Source organism: Umezawaea sp. Da 62-37 (assembly GCF_032460545.1).
In the GTDB taxonomy this organism is placed as follows: domain Bacteria; phylum Actinomycetota; class Actinomycetes; order Mycobacteriales; family Pseudonocardiaceae; genus Umezawaea.
Window position 1 is genome coordinate 10044973 of record NZ_CP135965.1, and the last position, 23655, is coordinate 10068627.

Here is a 23655-nt window from a genome sequence, read left to right on the forward strand (position 1 = left end):
GGTGTGCTTCCGTTGACGGCTTTTGATCGCGTGGAGTTGACTGCGAGCCAGCGGGGCAACTGGGTGGCACGGAAGCTCGCCCCCGAGTCCTCGGTTTTTAGCGCGGGTCAGTTGATCTGGCTGGACGGCCCGGTCGATCCGGCCGTGTTCGCGTCCTCGGTGAGCACTGCTTTCGCGGAGACCGACGCACTGCGGGTGCGTTTCGGCGACGACGACGGTGTCCCTTTCCAGTACGTCGACACCGCCACGACACTCTCGACGGAGATCGTCGACGCGGGCCATGGCGATGATCGGATCCGGGTGCTGGCCCGCGGACGACTCGCCGCGGCACCAGCCAGTGCCGTTGGGGAACCGACGACGACATCGACCCTGGTCCGTCGTGAGAACGGCACCTGGGCGTGGATCCTGGTCACCAACATCCTGCTCGTCGACGGCTACAGCATTTCGCTGTTCATCCGCCGTGTCGCCGAGGTCTACTCCGCGCTCCAGGCCGGTGATCCGGTCCCGGACCGCTGGTTCGGCACCCTCGAGAACATCAACGGGCACAACGATTCCAGGGCCGAAGAAGACGTCGCGTACTGGAGCACCGTCCTCGGAATCGAGTACGTCGGCCACGAGGACGCGGAAGGCTTGTCCGGGGTCTTCGTGGCCTCGAGTCAGCCGGTCGTCGTCCCGACACCCGGCGACACCTACTCGAAGGCTCAGCAGTTCGCCCGCACGGCTCGGGTGTCCTGGACCGATTCCCTGATCGCGCTGTGGGGCGTCTACACCGCTCTGGTCGACGGTCGTGACTGGGCAGCCGTCCGGGTTCCCCTGATGTTGCGCGACGATCGTGAATCGCTGAAAACGCCCAGCGCGATCTCGAGGGCGATTCCGGTCGTCACCGAGATCAGCCCGTACCACACGTTCGAAGACGTTCTCAAGATCGTCGCAGACCAGCTGAGGACTTCCCGGCGCCACGCGACTGTCGAAGACCACCAGATCGCGCGTCTGTGGCCGGGCGGTCAGGCCTCGTACCTCACGCTCCCGACGATCAACATCAGACTTTTCGACTCGATGCCGCGCTTGGGTGACGTCGTTGCGATCCCTGAGACGATCAGCACCGGTCCGGTCGGATCGCTCGACCTCGCGATCTACCGCCACCCCGAGACGGGAATCCGGTTGGAGCTGTCCGCTGGGTCGGCCACGAGCGATCCGCTCGTGCACGCCGAGCAGTTCGGCCGATTCCTCAACGCCGTCCTCGACGGGAACCCTGGCCGGACCCTGCACGACCTGAGCACCGGATTCACCGCTGATCCGTCGTGGGCGCAGGGCGAGACGCTCGATGTCGCGCCGGTGACGGTGGATGCGTTGGTGCGCCAGCGGGTCGCGGCCGATCCGGACGCGGTCGCGGTCGTCGCCGACGGCGTCGAACTCACCTACGGCCAGTTCGACGCACGGGTCAACGCTCTCGCCCACCTCCTGATCGAGCAGGGCGTGCGTGTCGGGGACCGCGTCGCGATCGCCATGACGCGCTCGGTGGACTTGGTCGTGGTACTTGCCGCGGTATTGCGCGCGGGGGCGGCTTACGTGCCGATCGATCCGGCATACCCCGCGGAACGCATCAAGTACATCCTCGACAACGCCGCACCTGTGCTGGTCATCTCCGAAGTTCAGCAGCATCTGGCCACTGGTCAGAAGACCGCCCCCGTGTTGTCCCGGCCGCTGAACGACCTCGACGCTGCCGTGGTGATCTTCACATCGGGAACGACGGGCAACCCGAAGGGCGTGGCCCTCACGCATCGCGCACTCGTCAACCGCCTGGCATGGGGTCAGGGAGTACTGGACTACCAACCAGGCGATGTGACGCTCTCGAAGAGCGGCGTGGGTTTCGTCGACGCTGTGACCGAGTTGTTCGGGCCGATGATCGCCGGTGCCCGGATCGTGGTCGTGCCCGCGGAAACCGCGCAGGATCCAGCGGGCCTGCTCGACACGATCGCCCGACACGGCGTCACGCACCTGCTGACCGTGCCCAGTCTGGCCGATGTCCTCGTCCGCCATGACGACGCACCCGCAGCGCTGGCAACGATCCGGTCTTGGATCTCTTCCGGTGAAGCGCTCACCGCGGGCACCGCGAACACCATGCGAACCGCCGCACCCCAAGCAGTGCTGCACAACTTCTACGGTTCGACCGAGGTCACCGGCGATGGCACGGCGGCCGTCATCACCGACAGCACCCCGATCGGTGTTCCGGTGGCGAACACGACAGCACGTGTTCTTGACACGTGGCTGCGCCCGGTGCCGGTCGGGGTGGCGGGGGAGCTTTACCTGGGCGGGGTGCAACTCGCGGATGGATACGTCGCACGCCCAGGCCTGACCGCTGACCGATTCGTGGCTGATCCGTTCAGTGACCAGGGCGCGCGGTTGTACCGCACGGGCGATGTGGTGCGGTGGAACTCCCTGGGGCAGTTGGAATACTTCGGCCGCAGCGATGATCAGGTGAAGATTCGCGGTTACCGGATCGAACCCGGCGAAATCCGTGCCGTCCTTGAACAACACCCAGCGGTGTCGGGTGCCGCCATCGCCGCCTTGGACCACCCCGCCGGCGGAAAATACCTGGCCGCGTACGTCACGACGACCACGGGCGCAGTGTCGTTCGACGCACTCCGCGAGCACTTGGCACGGTCACTGCCGGACTACATGGTTCCCACGACGTTCACCCGCCTGGACCGATTCCCGGTCACCGCCAACGGAAAGCTCGATCGCCACGCGTTGCCGCAACCGGACCTGACCACGGGTGCGGCCGATGGTCGGCCGCCGCAAACCGACACCGAGATCACCATCGCCGGCATCTTCCGCGATGTGTTGCACCTCGCCGACGACACCGATCTCGGCGTGGACAACGACTTCTTCCGCCTGGGTGGGCACTCACTGCTCGCCACACGGGTCGTCGCACGCGCCAACGCACAACTCGGCTCCGCATTCACGTTGCGCGACGTCTTCGACCACCCCCGCATCAGCGAACTCGCCCGTATCGCCGACACCACCACCGGAACCACCGGGACGTCCGGCCCGCGAATCGGCGATCTGCCACGCCCAACCCCACTACCCGTCTCCTACGGGCAGCAAGCACTCTGGCTGATCGACCAGCTGGGTGGGCCGGGTGGGCGGTACGTGGTGCCGGTGGTGCTGCGTTTGAGCGGCGATCCGGATCCCGATGTCCTGATCATGGCGGTACGGGATGTGGTGTCTCGTCACGAGGCGCTGCGCACGCTCTTGGTGGAGAAGGACGGCACACCACGTCAGGTCGTCGTTCCAGCGAACGAAGTGGCCGACAGGCTCTCCGCGCTCGTCGAGGATGTCACGGGTGTGGATGCCGCCGGCGTGGATGCGCGGGTGGGCGCGGTGGTGCAGGCCGGGTTCGACCTCGCGGTCGACATCCCGATCCGCGTCGCGCTGCTCCGCGCCGGCGCTGACGACTGGGTGTTCGTTGTCGCGGTGCACCACCACGCGGTGGACGAATGGTCGTTCCCGTCGCTGCTGGGCGACCTGTCGACCGCCTACCAGGCGCGGGCCGCAGGGCAGGAGCCGGGATGGCCGCCGTTGCGGGCCCAGTACGCGGACTACGCGATCTGGCAACGCGAGGTCCTGGGGGAGGCGTCGGATTCGGATTCGCTGCTCTCCCAGCACCTCGCCCACTGGCGGGACGTCCTCGCGGACGCGCCCGAGGAGTCCACGATCACGCCGGACCGGACCCGGCCGGTCGCGCCGACCCACCGCAGTGCGGAACTGTGGTTCACCATCGATCCACAAGTGGTGGCCCGCTTGCGAGAGGTCGCTGACGCGCAGAGCGTGAGCATGTTCATGACGCTCCAGTCCGCGACCGCGCTGACCGTGTCTGCGCTGGGCGCCGGTGCGGACGTGGTGATCGGTTCGCCGGTCGGTGGACGCACCGAGGACGGCCTGGAAGACCTGGTCGGGTACTTCGTGAACACACTGCCGGTCCGCCACCGGTTCCACGCCGGTGACTCGATCACCGACGTTCTGCGGAACACCAGGCGAACGGTGCTCGACGGGTTCGAGCACCAGGCCGCGCCCTTCGAAGAGATCACCCGCGCGCTGGGCACCGAGCCATCCGTCGGCCGCAACCCCCTCTTCCAGATCATGCTCACCCACCGCGTCACGGAAAGCCGCGCGCCCGGCCTGCGCATCGGGAACGTCAAGGCGACGCAGACCTCCGCGTCGGTCGGCGCGGTCAAGACCGATCTCGACCTCGACGTCTTCGATTCGCTCGACGGTCTGAAGGGGAAGCTCTCCTACGCGACCGATCTGTTCGACGACGTCACCGCTGAGCGGTTCGTCGTCGTCTTCAAGTCGGTGCTGGAGACGATCGCCGCTGCTCCAGAGGCGCGGATCGGGGACCTGGACCTGTTGCCCGCGCCGGAATCGCGGCAACTCGACGCGTGGTCGCGCGGTGAGGCGCTCGACGTTCCAGGGGTGACCCTTGACGAGTTGGTGCGCCGTCAGGTCGCGGCCGGCCCGGACGCGGTCGCGGTCATCGCCGATGACGGCGGTGAACTGACCTACGGCGAACTCGACGCGCGGGTCAACGCCCTCGCCCACCTCCTCGTCGAGGAGGGCGTGCGGGTCGGGGATCGGGTCGCGGTCGCACTGCCGCGCTCGGCGGATCTGGTGGTCGCCCTGGCCGCGGTGATCCGCGCCGGGGCGGCGTACGTGCCGATCGACCCCGACTACCCCGCCGAACGCGTCAAGCACATCCTTGCGGACGCCGAACCACGTGCGGTGATCACCGACCGGACCACCGCCGGTGTTCACCACCACGTGCTCGCCGATCATCCTGTGCGCGTCCTGCTGATCGACGACGAACCGGTGCGGCGACGACTCGACGCCGGCGTGATCGACCCACCGCGGGTCTCGCGTCCGCTGCTCCCGGCGGACGCCGCGTACGTGATCTTCACTTCCGGCACCACCGGCCGCCCCAAAGGCGTTCAGATCACCCACCGGGCGATGGTCAACCGCCTGTGGTGGATGCGTGACGCCTACCGCGTCGGTGCGCACGACCGGGTGCTGTTGAAGACCCCGTTCACATTCGACGTGTCGGTGTGGGAGTTCTTCCTGCCGCTGATGACCGGCGCGGTGGTGGTCGTGGCGCAGGAGGGCGGGCACAAGGATCCGCGGTACCTGCTCGAAGTGATCGATCGTCGCGCGGTGACGATCACCCACTTCGTGCCGTCGATGTTGCAGGCGTTCCTCACCTCGAACCCGGACCGGACGTCCGTGGACTCGCTACGACGGGTGTTCTGCTCCGGCGAGGCGTTGCCCGTGTCGCCCGCGGCCGGTGCCGTCGCGCTGTTCGAGAACGCGGACCTGCACAACCTCTACGGGCCGACGGAGGCGGCCGTGGACGTGACCGCTCACCCGGTGGTCCAGGCCGAGCTCGTCGATGCGGCGGGGGTGCCGATCGGTGGTCCGGTGGCGAACACGACGGCGCGTGTTCTCGACGCGTGGTTGCGTCCGGTGCCGGTCGGGGTGGCGGGGGAGCTGTACCTGGGCGGGGTGCAACTCGCGGACGGATATGTGGCTCGCGCGGGCCTGACCGCCGACCGATTCGTGGCTGATCCGTTCAGCGACCAGGGCGCACGGTTGTACCGCACCGGTGATGTGGTGCGGTGGAACTCCCTGGGACAGCTGGAATACCTCGGCCGCGGCGACGACCAGGTGAAGATTCGCGGATACCGGATCGAACTCGGCGAAATCTCCGCGGTTCTGGAACAGCATCCGGGAGTGTCGGGTGCGGCGGTCGCCGCCTTGGACCTCCCGGCGGGCGGGAAGTACCTCGCGGCGTACGTGACCACGGCCAGTGCCACGACGACCGAGGACGAGGTGCTGTTCGACGCGCTGCGCGAGCACCTCGCGCAGTCGTTGCCGGACTACATGGTGCCCACGACGTTCGTGCGCCTGGACCGGTTCCCGGTCACGGCGAACGGGAAACTGGATCGCCGCGCGTTGCCGCAACCGAGCCTGGCCGCCGGCACAGCCGACGGCAGGCCACCGGGAACCGACACGGAGATCGCCCTCGCCGGCATCTTCCGCGACGTGCTGCACCTCGGCGACGACGTCGACCTCGGCGTGGACAACGACTTCTTCCGCCTGGGTGGCGACAGCATTTCCGCGGCCGGACTCGTTGCCCGCGCCCGTGAGCACGATCTGACGTTCAAGCTGTCCGAGGTGTTCGTGCGACGGACCGTCGGCGCCCTCGCCGCGCTGCTCGCGCCGTCGACGCACGGCGCCATGTCGACGGAGCCGGTTCTCGTGCCGAATTCCGCTGCCCTCGAACGCTTGCGCGAGGTGGACGCCGCGCCCGATGACTACGTCTTCACCGAACTCGTCACCCTGCCCGCGCGGTCGACGAGCGACTCGGTCGCCTCGTCCTTCCGCTCACTCGTCGCCCACACGGACGCGCTCCGCCTGTCGGTCGACGCCACCGGCAAGCGGCTCTGGTTCACCCACCTCCTCCCTCCGGAAGCGGTCCAGCCCCGGAGCGTGGAGCTGACCGCCGACACGAACGTCGACGCGATCAGGTCGGCCGCCGTTGATCTCGTCGACATCTCGACCGGCCGCCCGGCCGCTCTCGCGTTCACACAGACGGTCGCGGTGCTCGCCGTCCACGCGGCGATCGTCGACCGAGCCTCGCTGCACCGTCTGGCGGAGGCACTTCAGCAGCCCGGCGCAGCAGAAGTGTCCCGCTGGCCGGCGATCGTCCCCGCGCTCGAAGCGATCGAGGCAGCCGGTGACGCGGTCGCCACGGACGGCCTCGATCGCTGGAAGGGCCTTCTCGCCCGAGCCCGGACGATCGACGTGTCCACGTTCACTCCCGGCACCGCCTCCACCTTCCGCTGGGACGGCTCCCTCACCGAAGGCGTTGTCAGCAAAGCCATCCGCAACGCGCTCCACTCAACGGGCATCGCGTCACTGGTCGACGAAGAAGTCCCGCTGTCTCCCGAAAGCAACGCGATCGGTTCGTTCACCGCGGCCGCCACCATCGCGCTCGACGAGGCCGAACCGGCCAGGACCGCCGAGCTGGCACTGCTGCGCTACCACAACAAGACCGGACGCCGAGCATTGCGGCGTGCCCCCTCCCCGGCGGTGCTCCTCACGCGGGTCTACGGGCCGGACAGCGGGTCACCGGCCCTGGAAGGCACCGAGCAGCTGTACCGCGCGGTGATCCGATATCACCTCACCCCGGACATGACAACGATCACTTTCCTCGGCTTCGCAGAGGAAGCGGTCACTGATCTCCGAGAAGCTCTAGCCGAAGAACGTCGTTAGGATAGGAGTCGCTGTGCCGCGTCGTGCCCGCCCCACCGTCGTACACACCATCGCCCTGCGGGAGTTGGAGGTGGCGCGGGTCGTCGACGTCACTCCCGGACTGCGCAGGGTGACCCTGACCGGTGATCAGCTGGGATCGTTCACCGGAAGCGACGGTACGACCTTCCCCGAGTTCGCCAGCGAGGGTTTCGACGACAGCGTCCGGCTGATCTTCCCGTACCCCGGCGAAAGCGAGCCGGTGGTCCCCGTCCACAAGGACGGCAAGTTCAGGTGGCCTGCCGACCCGCCGGCGCTGTGGCGGGTCTACACGGTCCGGCGGTACGACGCGCAGGCCCGCGAACTCGACATCGACTTCGTGCGACACGGCGTGGGCGTCGCGACGACGTGGGCGTACCGCGCGAACCCCGGCGATCGCCTCCACGTCGGGGGACCGTCGGTCTCCACCAAGCGGCCCGAGGGTTACGACCGGTACCTCGTCGTCGGCGACGACACGGCCATCCCGGCGATCGACCGGTTGCTCGGGGAACTGCCCGACGACGCGCGGGCCGAGGTCTACATCGAGGTGGCCGAGGAGTCGCACCGGATCGACTTCCCGGAACGCCCCGGTGTCCGGGTGACCTGGATCGTGCGGAACGGACTGGCAGCGGGATCCGAGCCGTTGCTGCTGCGGGCGGTGCGCGAGGCCGGCCGGCGAGAGGGCTCGATGTTCGCTTGGCTCGCCGGGGAGCAGTCCGCGGTACGCGATCTGCGGCGGTACCTCGTCGAGGAGCGCGGTGTCGACAAGTCCGACATCGACTTCACCGGCTACTGGCGGCGCGCGGAGGTCGTGGCGTTGGACGAAGACCCCGCCATGCCGGACCCCGAGCGCAACGACGAGGCCTTCGGGAAGTTCCACGAGATGTCGGAGTTGCTCCCGCCGCTGGCGATCCGGGCGGCCGCAAACCTCGGCATCGCCGACTGCATCAGCCGCGGAGTGCGCACCGTGCCCGCGCTCGCACTGCACATCGGCGCGAACGAGCGTTCCCTGGCGAAGTTCCTGCGGTACCTGCAAGCGATCGAACTCCTGGAACGGGAAGGCGATGAGTACAAGCTCAGCGAGACCGGCGAGTTCCTGACCGACGAGTCCGTGCTCGACCACCTGGTTCCCGGCGGGGTCGAGTTCCGCATGTCGCAGGCGTTCCACGGTCTTGAAGCGGCGGTCCGCCACGATCGTCCGGTGTTGGAGTCGGTGACCGGCCAGGATTGGGATGCCCTCCGCGGCGATGCGGCCTTCGAGCACAAGCGCCTGGAGAACAAGTCCCGGTTCGCGCAGGTGCTCGCCGACCCGCTCGCGAAGTCACCCGCGCTCGCGGGCGTCCGCAAGGTGGTCGTCCACGCGGCTGGTGCGGTGGTCCACGCCGACTACCTCACCGCGGTGCACCCGGAGGCGACGGTGACCATCGTGGCGCTCCCCACCGCGGCGGACTGGTTCCGCGGGGACATCCCGCTCAGCATCGCGGACGCGGCGCGACGCGACCGGATGAGGATCGTCGAGCAGTCGGTGTTCGAGAAGACCGAACCCGCGGACGCCGTGCTGATCATCGACGCGCTCGGGCAGCATCGTGACGCGGAGGCGAAGCTCGTCCTTCGGCAGGCCGCCGCGAGCCTGAGCCCCGGCGGCCGGGTGCTGCTGGTGGAGGACACCTTCGATCCCGGCGAGTTGGACGAACACGACGCGGAACTCGACATCCTGCGGTTGACGCTCCACGGGTCCGGATACCGCACCGAGGCCGAACTGGAGGCGGTCATCGCCGGCGCCGGGTTGAAGGTGATCGCGACGTCGCTCGTGGGGTGGGGCAACACGGTGCGAGTGCTGGCGCCGTGACCTGAGGTGGGTGGGCTCGCCGGGCAGTCCACGACGAGCCCGGCGACCGCCCTACCCCCGGGTCATGAAGTCACTTCGTCACCGGCCTGGAACTTCTCCATGACCTCGATCCAGTGACCCAGTCGCGAGTCCTCGGCCAGGGTGATGAAGTCGATCCGCTCCACCCCCGCGGTGCGCCACCGCTCCACCAGGTCCATGAGGCGCACCGAGTCCATCCCCTGGTCGTGGAGGCTCAACTCGTAGTCGATCTCCGCGGGCTCGAGGTACAGCACGTCGGCGACGTCGGCGATCAACTGCTCGGTGCTCAGGGTCATCAGGACTCCTCGTTCATTGCTTGCCCAACCTCTTCTGACAGTTCCAGCCTGCCGCGTCACACGGTGGCGATCAGCGCTTCCTCGCCGCTGTACGGTCGCAGGCCGTCGGTCCGGCCCGCGAAGTAGCGATCGGCCAGGTCGGTCGCCGAGACGTGCTCGGCGTCGGGGAGACCTGCCCGTCGCGCAAGTTCGATGATCTGGTCGGGAGTGTAGAAGCTGATGAACGGCGTACCCGCCCGCCGGTTGCCCTCCCTGGAGGTCCGCCGGATCTGCACGTCCTCGGGCGCGAGATCTTCGAGGTGGCGGAAGAACGTGAGGATCAGCGAGGAGCCGGACGGCAGGCTCGCCACCCGCTCGAGGGTCGCCGTCGTGGCCTGTTCGGTCAGGTACATGGTGACCCCCAGCCAGGACACCACCGCGGGACGCGAGGTGTCGAACCCCGCCGCCTGCAGCCGATCCCACCAGTCGTCGTTCGCTTCGAAGTCGACCGGGACCAGGCGCAACCACTCCGGGATGTCGTACCCGAGTTCGATCAACCGGCTCCGCTTCCACGCCTGCGTCTCCGGCTGGTCGATCTCGAAGACGGTCATGGTCGAGCCCGCGTCGGGATGGCGCTGGGCGTAGGTGTCCAAGCCCGCGCCGAGGATCACGTACTGGTCCACGCCGCGGCCCGCGGCCTCCGCGACCAGGTCCTCGGTCAACCGCGCCCGCCCGACGATCGTGGCGCGCTTCCCCCGCGAGTCGGCGGGGACCATGTCCCCGCGCTCGCGCCACCCGTCGTCGTCCTGCGCCAGCCGGGCGCCCAGCACGTCCTCGAGGACGTGCGGCGGCTCGTCCACATGTGTGTGCAAGGCGCGCCACAATGCGGTCCGCACCGCCGTGTTGTCCGGCGTGCCGACAGCGTTTCCCGTCATCAGTCAGTCCTTCCCAACTTGTCGTTCATGCTCCGTCCGGCTTCCCACGCGCTCCACAGCCCGCCGTACACGCCACCGGCGGCGACCAGTTCGTCATGCGTTCCGGTCTCGATGATCCGGCCGTGCTCCATGACGACGATCCGGTCGCAGGTCGCGGCCTGGGAGAGGCGATGCGCGATCACCAATCCGGTGCGACCGCGCAGAGCCGCCTCGGCGGCGCGGTCCAACAACCCCGCGTGGGTGGAGCCCGCCTCGGCGGTCGCCTCGTCGAGGATCGCCAGTTCCGGGTCGGCGAGCAGCAGCCGGGCGAGGGCGAGCTGTTGAGCCTGCGCACCGGTGATCGGATGCCCGCCGGTGCCGATCATCGTGTCGAGGTCGTCCGGCAGCAGGTCGAGCAGACCGGCTGCCCCGGTGGCGTCCAGCGCTGCGCGGATGTCGTGGTCGGTCGCCGCGGGGGCGGCGAGCGTGAGGTTGTCCCGCAGCGTGCCGGCGAACACGTGCGTCTCCTGGGTGATCAACGTGGTTCGGCCGGGCTGGGCCACCGTCCCGGCGCCGGGCAGGTGGATGCCGGCGATGACGGCGGCCAGCGTCGTCTTGCCCGCCCCGGAGGCGCCGACCACGGCGACGCGCTCACCGGTGGGGATGTCGAGGGTGAGGTCGTCGAACACGCTGGGGCCGTCGCCGTAGCGGAATGCCACCTCGTGGAGCCGCACGGCGATGCCCGCGTCCGCTGTCGCTGCCGGCTCGCCCGCTTCCTCCGGGATGGTGGCGACCCCGATCATGCGGCTGAGCGACGCGAGGGCCGATTGGAGGTCGTCGACGACGTACAGCAGCTCGTTGATCGGCCCGAGCAGGCGCAGGACGATCAGCGTCGCGGCGGTGGCGCCGCCGACGGTGGACGCGTCCGCGTCGATCAGGACGAAGCCGACGACGAGGACGGTGGCCAGGCTCAGGCATTCGCCGAGGTTCAGGCGGAGGCTGAGCATGGCCATCACGGTGCGCGCCCGGAGCGTGTGCACCGCGACGCCCCAGGACGCGGCCATCACGGTGTGGTGCCGCCGCTCGGTGAGCCCGAGCCCGAGCACGGTGGCGTAGCCGCGCTGTGATTCGAGGATCTGCTGCGCCCGCGCGCTCATCGCCGCGCGTTCGGCGCCGTACACCCGCGGGCCGATGCGGAGGTACCAGCGCATGACGAGCGCGTACACGGGCAGCACGACGGCGAACGCGGCGGCGTACGGCCATTCCAGTGCCGCGAGCCCGCCCAGCGACACGACGATGGTGAACGCGCTGACGGTGAGCGCCGGGATCACGGCGGGTGCGGCATCGGCCACGGCGGTGACGTCGTCGCTGGTCCGGGAGATCAGGTCCCCGGTCCCGGCGCGTTCGACGATGTGCTGCGGGAGTGTCATGGCGCGGCCCACGAGCTGTTCGCGCAGCGCGGCGAGGATGGTGTGGTAGACGCGGGTGGCGAGCACGATCGTCACCGCGGTGCCGATCGTGCCGAGAACCGCCGAGAGCGCCATGACGGCCGTGACCGTCAGCACGGTGCCGAGGTCGGCGGTACCGGCCTGCACCCGGTCGACGAGGAACCCGATGATCACGGGCGGGATCACGTTGACGCCGGTGCTGACGACCCCCAGCACCCCGACGGCGGCGAGCCGGAGCCGGTGCCCGCGGCTGAGCCGCCACACCTCCCTGGCCGTCTCCCCGCTGCCCGCGACCGGCAGCGCGTGCCCGGTTGCCGCTGATGCCCCGCTCATGTCGTCGTCCTTGCGCGCATCGGTGCGTCCTCGAGCAGGTCGACGACGCGGTCGCAGCTGCCCAGCAACGCGGGGGAGGAGGTGATCAGCAGGGTCGAGCGGCCAGCGCGGACCTCGCGCAGCCCCTTCGCGATCGTGTGCTCGGTGACCGAGTCGACCGCCGTGGTCGGGTCGTGCAGCACGAGCACCGGCGCGTCGCTCGCCAAGGCGCGGGCCAGCGCGAGTCGCTGGAGCTGGCCGCCGGAGAAGCGATTGCCGTCCTCGCCGACCGGGAGGTCGAGATCGGCGGCGAAATCACCGCATGCCGCAGCCCGCACCGCGGCTGCCACCAGCTCGGGTCTAGCCGCGGTGGCGGTGAGGTTGTCGCGGATCGTCCCGCTGAACAGCGTGACCCGGTGCGGCGTGAACGTGACCCAGGAGCGGTACTCCTGCGCGGTCAACTCCCGCGCGGCGATCCCGTCCAGCCGCACCGCCACCTCGCTGCCGGGCTCGCGGGGATCCAGCAGCGCCTCCGCGACGCGGGCGGCGGTCAGGTCGTCGGCGCGCACTCCCACGAGTTCGCCGGGCTCCACCCGGATCGTCGCGCTGGGCGTGGACACCTCCAGCACCGGCAGCCGCGGAACCACCGGCCGCGCCGCGCCGTCGGGCTCGGGCGTCACGGCGACGTCGGTCTTCAGCACGTCGAGGATGCGCGCGGACGAGGCGCGGGCTCCGGCGAGGTTGGGGATGGAATCGTTCGCGATCGACTGGATCTGCGGCAGCAGCGCCTGGGCGAGGCCGACGGCGGCGATCAGCTCGCCGATGCTCAGCTGCCCGTCCACGGCGAACCAGCCCGCCAGCCCCATCACCGCTGCGACGAACGTGCCGGTGACCACGCCGGAGCCCATCAGGAACCTCCCCAGCAGTCCCGCGTTGCGCTTGGCACCGACCAGCGTCTCCTGGCTCGCCCGCCGGTACCTGCTGGTCGCCTCGGCCTCGGCGCGCATCCCCTTGACCACCCGGTAGCCGGCCACGACATCCGTGGCCAGTCCGACCGTGGTGGCCAGCAGTCCCTGGTACTCGCGGGTGTCCCGTGACAGCCGCTCGCTGAGAACGCCCATCAACCACACCGCCACCGGCGCCCCCACCAGCACCGCGAGCCCCAGCAGCCAGTGCGTCGTCAGCAGCGACACAGCGATGAATCCGATGGTCGTGATCCTCGCGATCGGCATGATCACGAGCTGGACCCCGTTGGCCAGGCGGGCGACGTCGTTGGTCATCACCGAGACGACGTCGCCGCCCGGCGCGTGGACGCTGCCGCCGACCGGATGCAGCACGCCGGTCGAAAGGGTGCTCCGGAGGCGGTGCTGCAACAGCTGTATCGCGTACGCGGTCAGCTGGACGGCGAACTTCGCCGCCACCGTCAACACGATGTACAAGGACACCAGTACGCCGAGCCACAGCACCAACTGGCCCACGTCCCCGGTCGCCAACGCCCGGTCGATCGCGAGGCCCATCACCACCGGGACCGCGGCCTCGCCCACCTGCCACACGATCGCCGCCAGCGTCGCAGGCACGGTGATCCGCCTCACGGAGAGGATCACGCGCAACAGGAATCGACCGGCCGTGCTCTCTGCGCTGGTCTCGAACGGCTGGACCTCGGGCGGATCGGTGGGCGCCTGCCAGAGCACGGGCAACCGACGGGTCAGAGGTCCCCGCCCCAGCCCCGACGGGTCGGCGTGCGAGGCGTTCCTCATGACCGCCCCCGGTCCGTGCCCAGCAGGACGTCGGGGTGCTGCGTGAGCGCCGCAGCCACCCGCTGCCGGGCTTCGGGGAGTTCGGCTTCCTGCAACGACCTGTCCGGGATCGAACACCGACAGGCCGTCGTCGCGGGGCGGTCGCCGTACCTGATGGAAGTTTCTCCTCGGTCAGGTGGCGGGATGGGTGGTGGCACGGCGCAAGGTTAGCCTAGCCTTCGTTGAAGTAGTAGTGATCGTTGCCTCGGTCGGCTCGACCTGGTCTCAAGAGAAGTGGGTGTGCTTCCGTTGACGGCTGTTGATCGTGTGGAGTTGACTGCGAGCCAGCGGGGCAACTGGGTTGCTCGGAGGCTTGCCCCCGAGTCCTCGGTGTTCTGCGCCGGTCAGTTGATCTGGCTGGACGGCCCGGTCGATCCGGCCCTGTTCGCGTCCTCGGTCAGTGTTGTTTTCGCGGAGACCGACGCGTTGCGGGTGCGTTTCGGTGACGACGACGGCGTCCCTTTCCAGTACGTCGACTCAGCCACGGCACTCTCGACGGAGATCGTCGACGCGGGCCATGGTGATGATCGGATCCGGGTGCTGGCCCGTGAGCAACTCACCGGACCGACGGCCACTGCCGGAGAGCCCACGACCTGCTCGACCCTGGTCCGTCGCGAGAACGGCACCTGGGCGTGGATCCTGATCACCAACATCCTGCTCGTCGACGGCTACAGCATTTCCCTGTTCATCCGCCGTGTGGCCGAGGTCTACTCCGCGCACCAGGCAGGCGATTCGGTTCCGGACCGCTGGTTCGGCAGCGTTCACAACGTCACGAACACCAATGGGCACAACGATTCCAGCGTCGAAGAAGACGTCGCGTACTGGGGCGGTGTCCTCGGGATCGAGTACGCGGGCCGCGAGGACGTGGAGGACTTGTCCGGGGTCTTCGTGTCTTCGAGTCGGCCGGTTGTCGTCCCGACAGCCGATGACACCTACTCGAAGGTTCAGCAGTTCGCGCGTGCCGCGCGGGTGTCCTGGACTGATTCCCTGATCGCGTTGTGGGGCGTGTACACGGCTCTGGTCGACGGTCGTGATTGCGTGGCGGTTCGGGTTCCGTTGATGTTGCGGGATGATCGCGAGTCGTTGAGGACACCGAGTGCGATCTCGAGGGCGATTCCGGTTGTCGTCGAGATCAGCCCGTACCACACCTTCGGGAATGTCCTGGAGGTCGTCGCGAGTCAGTTGAAGGCTTCCCGGCGTCGCACGGCTGTGGAAGATCATCAGATCGCGCGTCTGTGGCCGGGTGGCCAGGCCTCGTACCTCACGCTCCCGACGATCAACATCAGACTTTTCGAGTCGATGCCGCGCTTGGGCGACGTCGTTGCGATCCCTGAGACGATCAGCACCGGTCCGGTCGGGTCGCTCGATCTCGCGATCTACCGCCACCCCGAGACGGGAATCCGGTTGGAGCTGTCCGCAGGGTCCGCCACGAGCGATCCGCTCGTGCACGCCGAGCAGTTCGGCCGATTTCTCAACGTTGTCCTCGAGGGGAACCTTGGCCAGACCCTGCACGACCTGAGCACCGGATTCACCGCTGATCCGTCGTGGGCGCAGGGCGAGACGCTCGATGTCGCGTCGGTGACGGTGGATGCGTTGGTGCGCCAGCGGGTCGCGGCCGATCCGGACGCGGTCGCGATCGTCGCCGACGGCGTCGAACTCACCTACGGCCAGTTCGATGCACGGGTGAACGCGCTCGCTTACCTTCTGGTCGAGCGGGGCGTGCGGGTGGGGGACCGCGTCGCGATCGCGATGACGCGCTCGGTCGACCTGGTGGTGGCACTTGCCGCGGTGCTGCGTGCGGGAGCGGCCTATGTGCCGATCGACCTGGGGTATCCGGCGGAACGCGTCGAGCACATTCTCGACAACGCGGCACCCGGTGTCGTGATCACCGACCAGTACATCGCCGAAGTGCGGCGAGGGCTGGCCGCCGGTCAGCAGGCCGCCCCCGTTCTTGCCCGGCCGCTGAACGAGCTCGACGCTGCCGTGGTGATCTTCACATCGGGAACGACGGGCAACCCGAAGGGCGTGGCCCTCACGCACCGCGCACTCGTCAACCGCCTCGCATGGGGTCAGCGAGTTCTGGACTACAGCCCGGACAGTGTGGCGTTGTCGAAGAGCGGCGTGGGTTTCGTCGATGCTGTGACGGAGTTGTTCGGGCCGATGATCGCCGGTGCCCGGATCGTGGTCGTGCCCGCGGAAGTCGCGCAGGATCCGGCCGTTCTGCTCAGCACGATCGCCCGGCACCGCGTCACGCATCTGTTGACCGTGCCCAGCCTCGCCGATGTCCTCGTCCGCCACGAAGATGCGCCCGCAGCGCTGGCAACGATCCGGTCCTGGGTCTCCTCCGGTGAAGCGCTCACCGCGGGCACCGCGAACACCATGCGAACGACCGCGCCACAAGCGGTACTGCACAACTTCTACGGTTCGACCGAGGTCACCGGCGATGGCACGGCGGCCGTCATCACCGACAACACCCCGATCGGTGCACCGGTCGCGAACACGACAGCACGTGTTCTTGACACGTGGCTGCGCCCGGTGCCGGTCGGGGTGGCGGGGGAGCTTTACCTGGGCGGGGTGCAACTCGCGGATGGATATGTGGCTCGTCCGGCTCTGACCGCTGACCGATTCGTGGCTGATCCGTTCAGTGACGATGGCGCACGGCTGTACCGCACCGGTGATGTGGTGCGGTGGAACTCCCTGGGGCAGCTGGAATACCTCGGCCGCAGCGACGACCAGGTGAAGATTCGCGGCTACCGGATCGAACCCGGCGAAATCCGCGCCGTCCTCGAACGACACCCAGCAGTATCGGGTGCCGCCATCACCGCCTTGGACCACCCCGCCGGCGGGAAGTACCTCGCGGCCTACGTGACCACGGCAGCTACTGAGGACGCAGCGCTGGTCGACACCCTGCGCGAGCATCTTGCACGGTCGTTGCCGGACTACATGATGCCCACGACCTTGATGCTCCTGGACCGATTCCCCGTCACCGCCAACGGGAAGCTCGATCGCCGCGCGTTGCCGCAACCGGACCTCGCCGCGGGTGCGGCCGATGGCCGGGCACCGCAAACCGCCACCGAGATCACCCTCGCCGGTGTCTTCCGCGATGTGCTGCACCTCGACGACAACACCGATCTCGGCGTGGACAGCGACTTCTTCCGCCTGGGCGGGCACTCGCTGCTGGCCGCACGAGTAGTCGCGCGCGCCAACGCACAACTCGACACCGCGCTGACCCTCCGCGACGTCTTCGACCACCCCCGCATCAGCGAACTCGCCCGCATCGCCGACACCACCACCGGAACCACCGAGACGTCCGGCCCACGAATCGGCGACCTACCGCGCCCCGCCCTGGTGCCAGTCTCCTACGGGCAGCAATCACTCTGGTTCACGGAGCAGATCGCCGGGCGTTCGATCTACCGGACCGAAATCGTGCTGCAAGCAGGCGTGCGGCTCGAGCTGGACGCTTTGACAACGGCGGTACGTCGGGTGGTCGCTCGGCACGAGATCTTGCGCACGATCCTCGTGCCGAACGAGGAGACCTCGTCGCTCCGCCAAGTCGTCTGCGCGGAACCCGACGACGACACCAAGGTCCTGGAGGTCGAACACGTCGGTCCTGAGCTGCTCAGCGACAAGATCGCCCAGGTTGCCGCACTGCCACTCGACTTCACCTCCGAGTTCGGGCTGAAGTTCCACTTGTTGCGGCATTCCGATGGCGATGTGCTCGTGGCCTACGGGCATCACATCGTCACCGACGCGGATTCCTTCGGGATCCTCGTTCACGAGCTGAACAAGTTCTACCTCGAAGCGGCTGCCGGCAATCACGCCGAGGTCGCGCCCTTGTCGATCCAGTACGCCGACTTCGCGGTCTGGCAGCGACATGTGCTGGGCAGCCGGAAAGATCCGGAGTCCCGCTACCAATCGGACCTGCGGTACTGGCAGGACGTGCTGTCGGATCTCCCGACGGAAACCGTCCTACCCCTCGACCAGCCGCGCGAAGCATCCGAAGAACGAACCATCCGACCCGCCACCACGTCCCTCACCGGCGACGAGACGGCCGTGGTCGACGAATTCCTGGTCGAGCACAAGGCAACGCCGCTGCAGGCGTTGATCGCGGCATTCTCGTTGGCGCTCTGGGACGAAGGCGCCGGCGACGCGGTACCCATCGGCACCCCGGCCAGTTTGCGCGACCAGCCCGAGTTGCAGGACCTCATCGGGTACTTCGTGAACACCGTCGTGGTGCGCGCCGACATCGACGCCGCGACCGGGTTCGCGCGGACGCTGCTCCGTTGCCGCGATCGGATGCTCGAAGCCGCTGACCACAAGCTCGTTCCGTTCGAGCACGTCGTCGAGGCGGTGAACCCGCCGCGGCAGGTCGGGATCAGCCCGCTTTTCCAGGTGATGGCCGCCTACGTGGATCGCGGTGGGGATTCGGGCACGGCGTCGCCGCTCACCAACTACGCCTCGACCACCGCGGACGGCCCGCTGGCGTCCCAGCCCGCGCTGTTCGACCTCGTGTCGAGCATCGAAAGGCTCGACAGCGGGGCGTTCGGGATGAACCTGAACGCGGCCCGCGAGTTGTTCTCGGCGGAAACCACGTCGCGGTTGTTGCGGAACACAGCGCGCTTCCTCGTGCTCGGCTCCCGGCATCCGGATTTGACGGTCAGGCAACTCGCCCAGATCGTTCGTGCCGGCGACGCGGGCCGGACCAAGGCTGACAACGTCGGTGACATCCGCCGCTTCCACCTACCGCTTGACGATTTCGACATCGACCTGGCTCCGCTCTGGCGGGCGGCGATCGACCACGTCAGCCACGCCCTGTCGGGAGCAAGCCTCGCCCTGCGACTGGCGATCGGCGACAGCGGTGCCGGTGAACTGGTCGCCGAGACCGGCAATCCCGAGACGCTGGACGCGGTCCGGGAGAAGCTCACCGAGCTGGTCACCGCGTACCAGGCCAAGATTCCGATGGTCGTCGTCACGTCCGCACGGGCCGGGGCTGGGTACAAGGACGACGAACTGGCGGCCGTCCTCGACGATCCGTTCTGGGAGGACTGGGTGGATCGGCTCGCTGACGCGACCGCCACCGTGCTGCGGCGACGAGGCGACTCGGAAGCGTCAAGCGCCCCGGCTGGACGAGCGGTTCCCGCCGATGGGACTTCCCCGCGGTCCGTTGTGCTGACGGCCGTGGCCAATGCCTTGGCCGGGATCGCCGAAGGTGATCTGCTCGTGGAGTTCCACGAGTCCGACGGTCCACTGAGGACTCGTAGCTTCCCCGTGCTGCTCGACGACGGCGAAGTCGTCGGACTGAGCCCGGAGCGAGCGGTCGAGTACGCCGCGCTGGCCGGACACCCCCGGTTCAGCCGCTTCTTCGACGATCTGCCGATCCCGAGGATCCGCGTGGGGGTGTTCCGCAGCCAAGCGGAGCTGATCGCCGCGGGTGTCGGCGTACCGGAGGACGGACTCGGCATCCAGGTCCACGTCGCGGGTGGTGAACTCCGCGTCTGGGTGGAGTCGGCGGACACCGTTGACGTCGACACGAAGGCGCTGGCCGCCGCCATCACCGAAGAGATCGGCAAAGCCGGAGTCCCTGCCCTCGGCCACGAACGTCGGGACGCGTTCACGCTGCGTCGCGCGGACCGGGTCACGTTGACGCCCGGCGAAGAAGAATCCATCCGAGCCCGCTACGGGCACGACGCCCGGATCCTTCCGCTTGCCCCGCTGCAACGCGGATTGTTCTACCACCTGCTGCGGTCGCGGGAATCCGACGACCACAACACCTACGTCTCGCAGATCACCCGGCAGATCACGGGAGATCTCGATCCCGAGCGGATGACGACGTCCATCGCCGGCGCGATGGAGCGGTACCCCAACCTCCGGGCGGCGTTCGTCCCGCCCGGCGACGTGCAGGTGATCCCGTCCGGCGTGGAAGTCCCCGTGCGGGTCATCCGATCGGACGAGTGGGGTGGCCTCGGGGTCGACGTGGAGCAATTCCTGGCGGCCGAGCGAGGTGAGCCGTTCGACTTCGAGATCCCGCCGTTGATCCGATTCACGCTGTTCGAACACGGCCGTCGAGCGTGGACGTTGGTCATGAGTTTCGAGCACATCCTGCTGGATGGCTGGTCCATCAACGCGCTGTTCGCCGAGATTCTCAGCATCTACGCCGATGACGGGTACGCCGATCGCGTGCGACCGGCGTCCTTCCGCTCCTACCTGGACTGGGTCGACGACCAGGATCCCGCTGCCGCCTATCGCGCCTGGGACGGCTACCTCGCGGAGCTGGCAGGCCCGACGTTGCTGTGCCCCGACTTCGTCGACCTCGGTGACGCGCAGAGCGAGACCGGTGAACTCCACCTCGACCTCAGCCCGGCGGAGGCCGCGATGGTGTTCCGCACCGCACGGGATGCCGAGGTCACGGTGGGCACCTTGCTGCAGACCGCCTGGGGGGTTGCGCTCAGCAGGCTCACCGGGAGCAATGACGTAGTCTTCGGCAACACGGTGTCCGGCAGGCCGCCGTCGTTGCCCGATGCCGACCGGATCATCGGGCTGCTGTTCAACACGGTCCCGATGCGGGTGACCCTGCCTCCGTTCGAAACGACTCGGCGGCTGCTCGCCCGTGTGCAGTCCGAGCAGTTGCACGTCATCGACCACCCGCAAGCCGCTCTGACGCAGATCCAGACCAACGCGGGCGTTCCCGTTCTGTTCGACACGCTGTTCGTGGTGCAGAACGTGCCACTGGGCAAGAGCGCCGGGAACGACGCAGCCGGGTTGCAGGTCGTCGGCGCGAAGGTCGATGACGCGACCCACTACCCGGTGACGTTCGCGATCGACCCGGAAGAACGCGACGGAGCGGCGACCGTGCACGTGCGCCTGTCCTACCGCCGGGACGTTTTCGACGCTCCGGTCGCGGAGCTGTTGCTCAAGCGCTACGTCCAGGTGCTCGTTTCCCTCACTCGCCAGCTCGACGAGCCAGTCGGCACGTTGTCCGCGCTGCTGCCGGACGAGACCGACCCGTACACCGGTATCGCCGCTGATCTCGTCCGCGACGTCGAACCGGTCACGGTCGCCGAGCTGCTGCACCGGCAGGTGCGGCTGTCCGGATCCGAAACCGCGCTGGTCGCCGGAGATCGCGTGTTCACCTTCGCGGAGTTCTTCGCCGAGGTGAACCGCTACGGCCGCCTGCTGCTCGACGAGGGGGTGCGCCCGGAGCACCGGGTCGCGCTGCTGCTGCCGCGCGACGAGCGCACGGTCATCGCGATGTTCGCGGTGTTCGCCATCGGAGCCGCCTACGTCCCGGTGGATGCTGAACTGCCGGACGAACGGATCAACTACATGGTCGAGGTCGCCGAACCGACCGTCACGCTGGTGACCGACCGCGAAGTGGATCGGCTCACCGGCGCCGTCGGCAAGGTGGTCAACCTGGATTCCGCGACGACGCTGGACCGCCTCGCGCGGATCGCCGCGGATCCGATCACGGCCGAGGAACGCGGCGGGCAGGTCTCGCTCGACAACCTCGCGTACATCATCTTCACCTCGGGAACCACGGGACGGCCAAAGGGCGTCGCCGTCGGCTACCGCGGGCTGACGAACATGTACTTCAACCACGTCGAGAAGATCTTCGACCGGGTGGTGGACCACCAGCGCGGGCGCCGGTTGAAGATCGCGCACACGACGTCCTTCTCCTTCGACGCCTCGTGGGAGCAGCTGTTCTGGCTGCTGAACGGCCACGAGGTGCACGTCATCGACGAGGAGATGCGCCGCGACCACCAGCGGCTGCTGGCGCACTACGACGAGGTCCGGATGGACGGGTTCGACGTGACCCCGTCCTACGGGCAACTCCTGGTCGAGGAAGGGCTGCTCGCACGAGACCGGCCGGCAGGCCGATCCGTGTCCTCCGACGCGCCCGGTGTCGTCTTCGTCTCCCTCGGCGGCGAGGCCGTCCCCGACCGGCTCTGGCAACAGCTGCGCGGCGCCCCCGGAGTCGAGTCGTACAACCTCTACGGGCCTACCGAGTACACCATCAACGCCCTTGGCGCCGACCTGGCCGACAGCACCGACTCGAGTGTCGGGACGCCGATCTTCAACACGCGGGCCTACATCCTCGATGAGAACCTGCAACCTGCCCTCCCCGGTGTCGCCGGGGAGCTCTACCTGGCGGGCGAGGGAATCGCGCGCGGGTACTGGGGCCAGTCCGCGATGACCGCCGAACGCTTCGTCGCCTGCCCGTGGGAACCCGCGGAACGCATGTACCGCACCGGGGATCTCGCCCGGTGGAACGACGCCGGGATGATCGACTACCTCGGTCGCGCCGACGAGCAGATCAAGATTCGCGGTTACCGCATCGAACCGGACGAGATCCGGGACGTGGCGCAGGAGTTCCCCGAGGTGACGCGCGCCGAAGTGGTCGCCTTCGAACACGCCACCGGGCTGCAACTGGCCGCCTACTACAGCACGGCCGCGGACCTCGACATCAGCGAGTCGTTGCGAGACCACCTGGCCAGGTACCTGCCCGGCTACATGGTCCCGGCAGCCCTCGTCCGGGTGAAGTCCTTCCCCCTCACCCCGACCGGGAAGCTGGATCGCCGGGCGTTGCCCGCGGCTGACGTGGCCGCGTCCGGGGTCAGCGCGGGCCGGGCACTCGAGTCGGAGACGGAGCTGGCGGTGGCCGCGATCTTCCGCGCTGTGCTCGACCTCGACGAGGGACTGGTCCTGGGCGCGGCGAACGACTTCTTCCGCCTTGGCGGGCATTCGCTCGCGGCCATGCGGCTGGCCTCGCAGATGAACCGCAAGTTCCCGGTGAACACGGCGATGCGGGACGTCATCACCGCTTCGACGATCGGCGCGCTGAGTGCGTTGGTGGACAAGAAGATGCGGCCGGACGCCGATCCCGAGGTCGACATCACCGCGATCGCGACCCGGTTCACCCAGTCCCCGAACGGCCGCACCCTGTTCTGCGCGCACCCGAAGTTCGGCGCCTCGTCCATGTACTCGGAACTGGCGGGGCACCTCCCGGACGGGGTCGGGCTGGTCGGGATCGACGATCCGGCGATCATCGGCCTGGAGATCGAGTTCGACGACCTCGACGACCTCGCCTCGACCTACGCCGACGTCATCCAGGGGTTGCAACCGGCCGGACCGTACGAACTGCTGGGTTGGTCGTACGGCGCGCACATCATGTTCGCCGTGGCGCGCCAGCTCCTCTCCCGAGGGGAACGCGTCGGCCCCCTGGTGATCGTGGACGCCATGCCCGCCGGTTCGGAGAACTCGACGGAGCTGCTCGTACGACCGGGAGGTGCCGAGTCGATGCGTGAGGAAATGCGGAAGGCCTTCGGCGAGGAGGCGTTCACCGAGTTGCTCGCCGACGCGAAGCAGCTCAAGGCCGTCGAGACGGCGGGCCGTCGTTGTGATGTCCTGACGTCCGCGCCGACGCGGGGCACTCTCGACGTCGAGGCGCTCGTGATCGCGTCATCCGCGACCCACGCGCCCCGAGTGGCGGAGCTGGGCCGCGAGGACGCGCTGGGATGGGACGGTCACTTGACCAACTTCACGTTCTTCGTCGCCGACGACGAAGACCACCAGTCCATCCTCGAGCCCGATTCCGGTCTGCTGAAGTGGGGCCCGCTGCTGACGAACCTGTTGGACGGCTGAGCGGATTCCCCGGTCTGGTGCAGTACGGCGAGCCGTACTGCACCAGACTCGGAGCCGGGG

7 protein-coding genes are annotated in these 23655 nt (G+C 68.5%); 3 read left to right on the forward strand and 4 right to left on the reverse strand.

Features of this window, described 5'->3' with window-relative positions:
- The first annotated feature begins 3 nt into the window (after positions 1-3).
- Together RM788_RS45505 and RM788_RS45510 are read left to right on the forward strand one after the other, a co-directional pair.
- Entirely contained in the window at positions 4-7329 is a 7326-nt protein-coding gene (locus tag RM788_RS45505) for a non-ribosomal peptide synthetase (RefSeq protein ID WP_315926951.1), read from the forward strand.
- 13 nt (positions 7330-7342) lie between these two features.
- A complete protein-coding gene (locus RM788_RS45510; RefSeq protein ID WP_315926953.1) occupies positions 7343-9193 on the forward strand; it encodes an SIP domain-containing protein in 1851 nt (616 codons plus the stop codon).
- A 62-nt stretch (positions 9194-9255) separates the two neighbouring features.
- On the opposite strand, the gene RM788_RS45515 is transcribed toward RM788_RS45510, so the two are convergent.
- Genes RM788_RS45515 through RM788_RS45530 form a run of 4 tightly spaced genes read right to left on the reverse strand, consistent with a single transcriptional unit; the run spans position 9256 to position 13917 of the window.
- Positions 9256-9507: a phosphopantetheine-binding protein gene (locus RM788_RS45515; protein ID WP_315926955.1), complete on the reverse strand. Its 252-nt coding sequence runs from the start codon at positions 9505-9507 to the stop codon at positions 9256-9258.
- Positions 9508-9563: 56 nt separating this feature from the next.
- Positions 9564-10421: a class I SAM-dependent methyltransferase gene (locus RM788_RS45520; RefSeq protein ID WP_315926957.1), complete on the reverse strand. Its 858-nt coding sequence runs from the start codon at positions 10419-10421 to the stop codon at positions 9564-9566.
- Positions 10421-12181 carry an ABC transporter ATP-binding protein gene (locus RM788_RS45525; protein ID WP_315926959.1) on the reverse strand — a complete coding sequence of 587 codons (1761 nt, stop codon included), beginning with the start codon at positions 12179-12181 and terminating at the stop codon, positions 10421-10423. Before RM788_RS45525 ends, RM788_RS45520 begins: the two co-directional genes overlap by 1 nt.
- The gene (locus tag RM788_RS45530; protein WP_315926961.1) at positions 12178-13917 is read right to left on the reverse strand and encodes an ABC transporter ATP-binding protein; all 1740 of its coding nucleotides are present in this window, start codon (positions 13915-13917) and stop codon (positions 12178-12180) included. The genes RM788_RS45525 and RM788_RS45530 overlap by 4 nt, the downstream gene beginning before the upstream one ends.
- A 312-nt stretch (positions 13918-14229) precedes the next feature.
- On the opposite strand from RM788_RS45530, the gene RM788_RS45535 reads away from it, so the two are divergent.
- On the forward strand, positions 14230-23595 hold the full coding sequence (locus RM788_RS45535) for a non-ribosomal peptide synthetase (protein WP_315926963.1): 9366 nt from the start codon (positions 14230-14232) through the stop codon (positions 23593-23595).
- Positions 23596-23655: the final 60 nt, after the last annotated feature.

Coding starts and splice junctions, on each gene's coding strand:
- RM788_RS45515 (WP_315926955.1), bottom strand. CDS start 9,507: ATGACCCTGAGCACCGAGCAGTTGATCGCCGACGTCGCCGACGTGCTG.
- RM788_RS45520 (WP_315926957.1), bottom strand. CDS start 10,421: ATGACGGGAAACGCTGTCGGCACGCCGGACAACACGGCGGTGCGGACC.
- RM788_RS45525 (WP_315926959.1), bottom strand. CDS start 12,181: ATGAGCGGGGCATCAGCGGCAACCGGGCACGCGCTGCCGGTCGCGGGC.
- RM788_RS45530 (WP_315926961.1), bottom strand. CDS start 13,917: ATGAGGAACGCCTCGCACGCCGACCCGTCGGGGCTGGGGCGGGGACCT.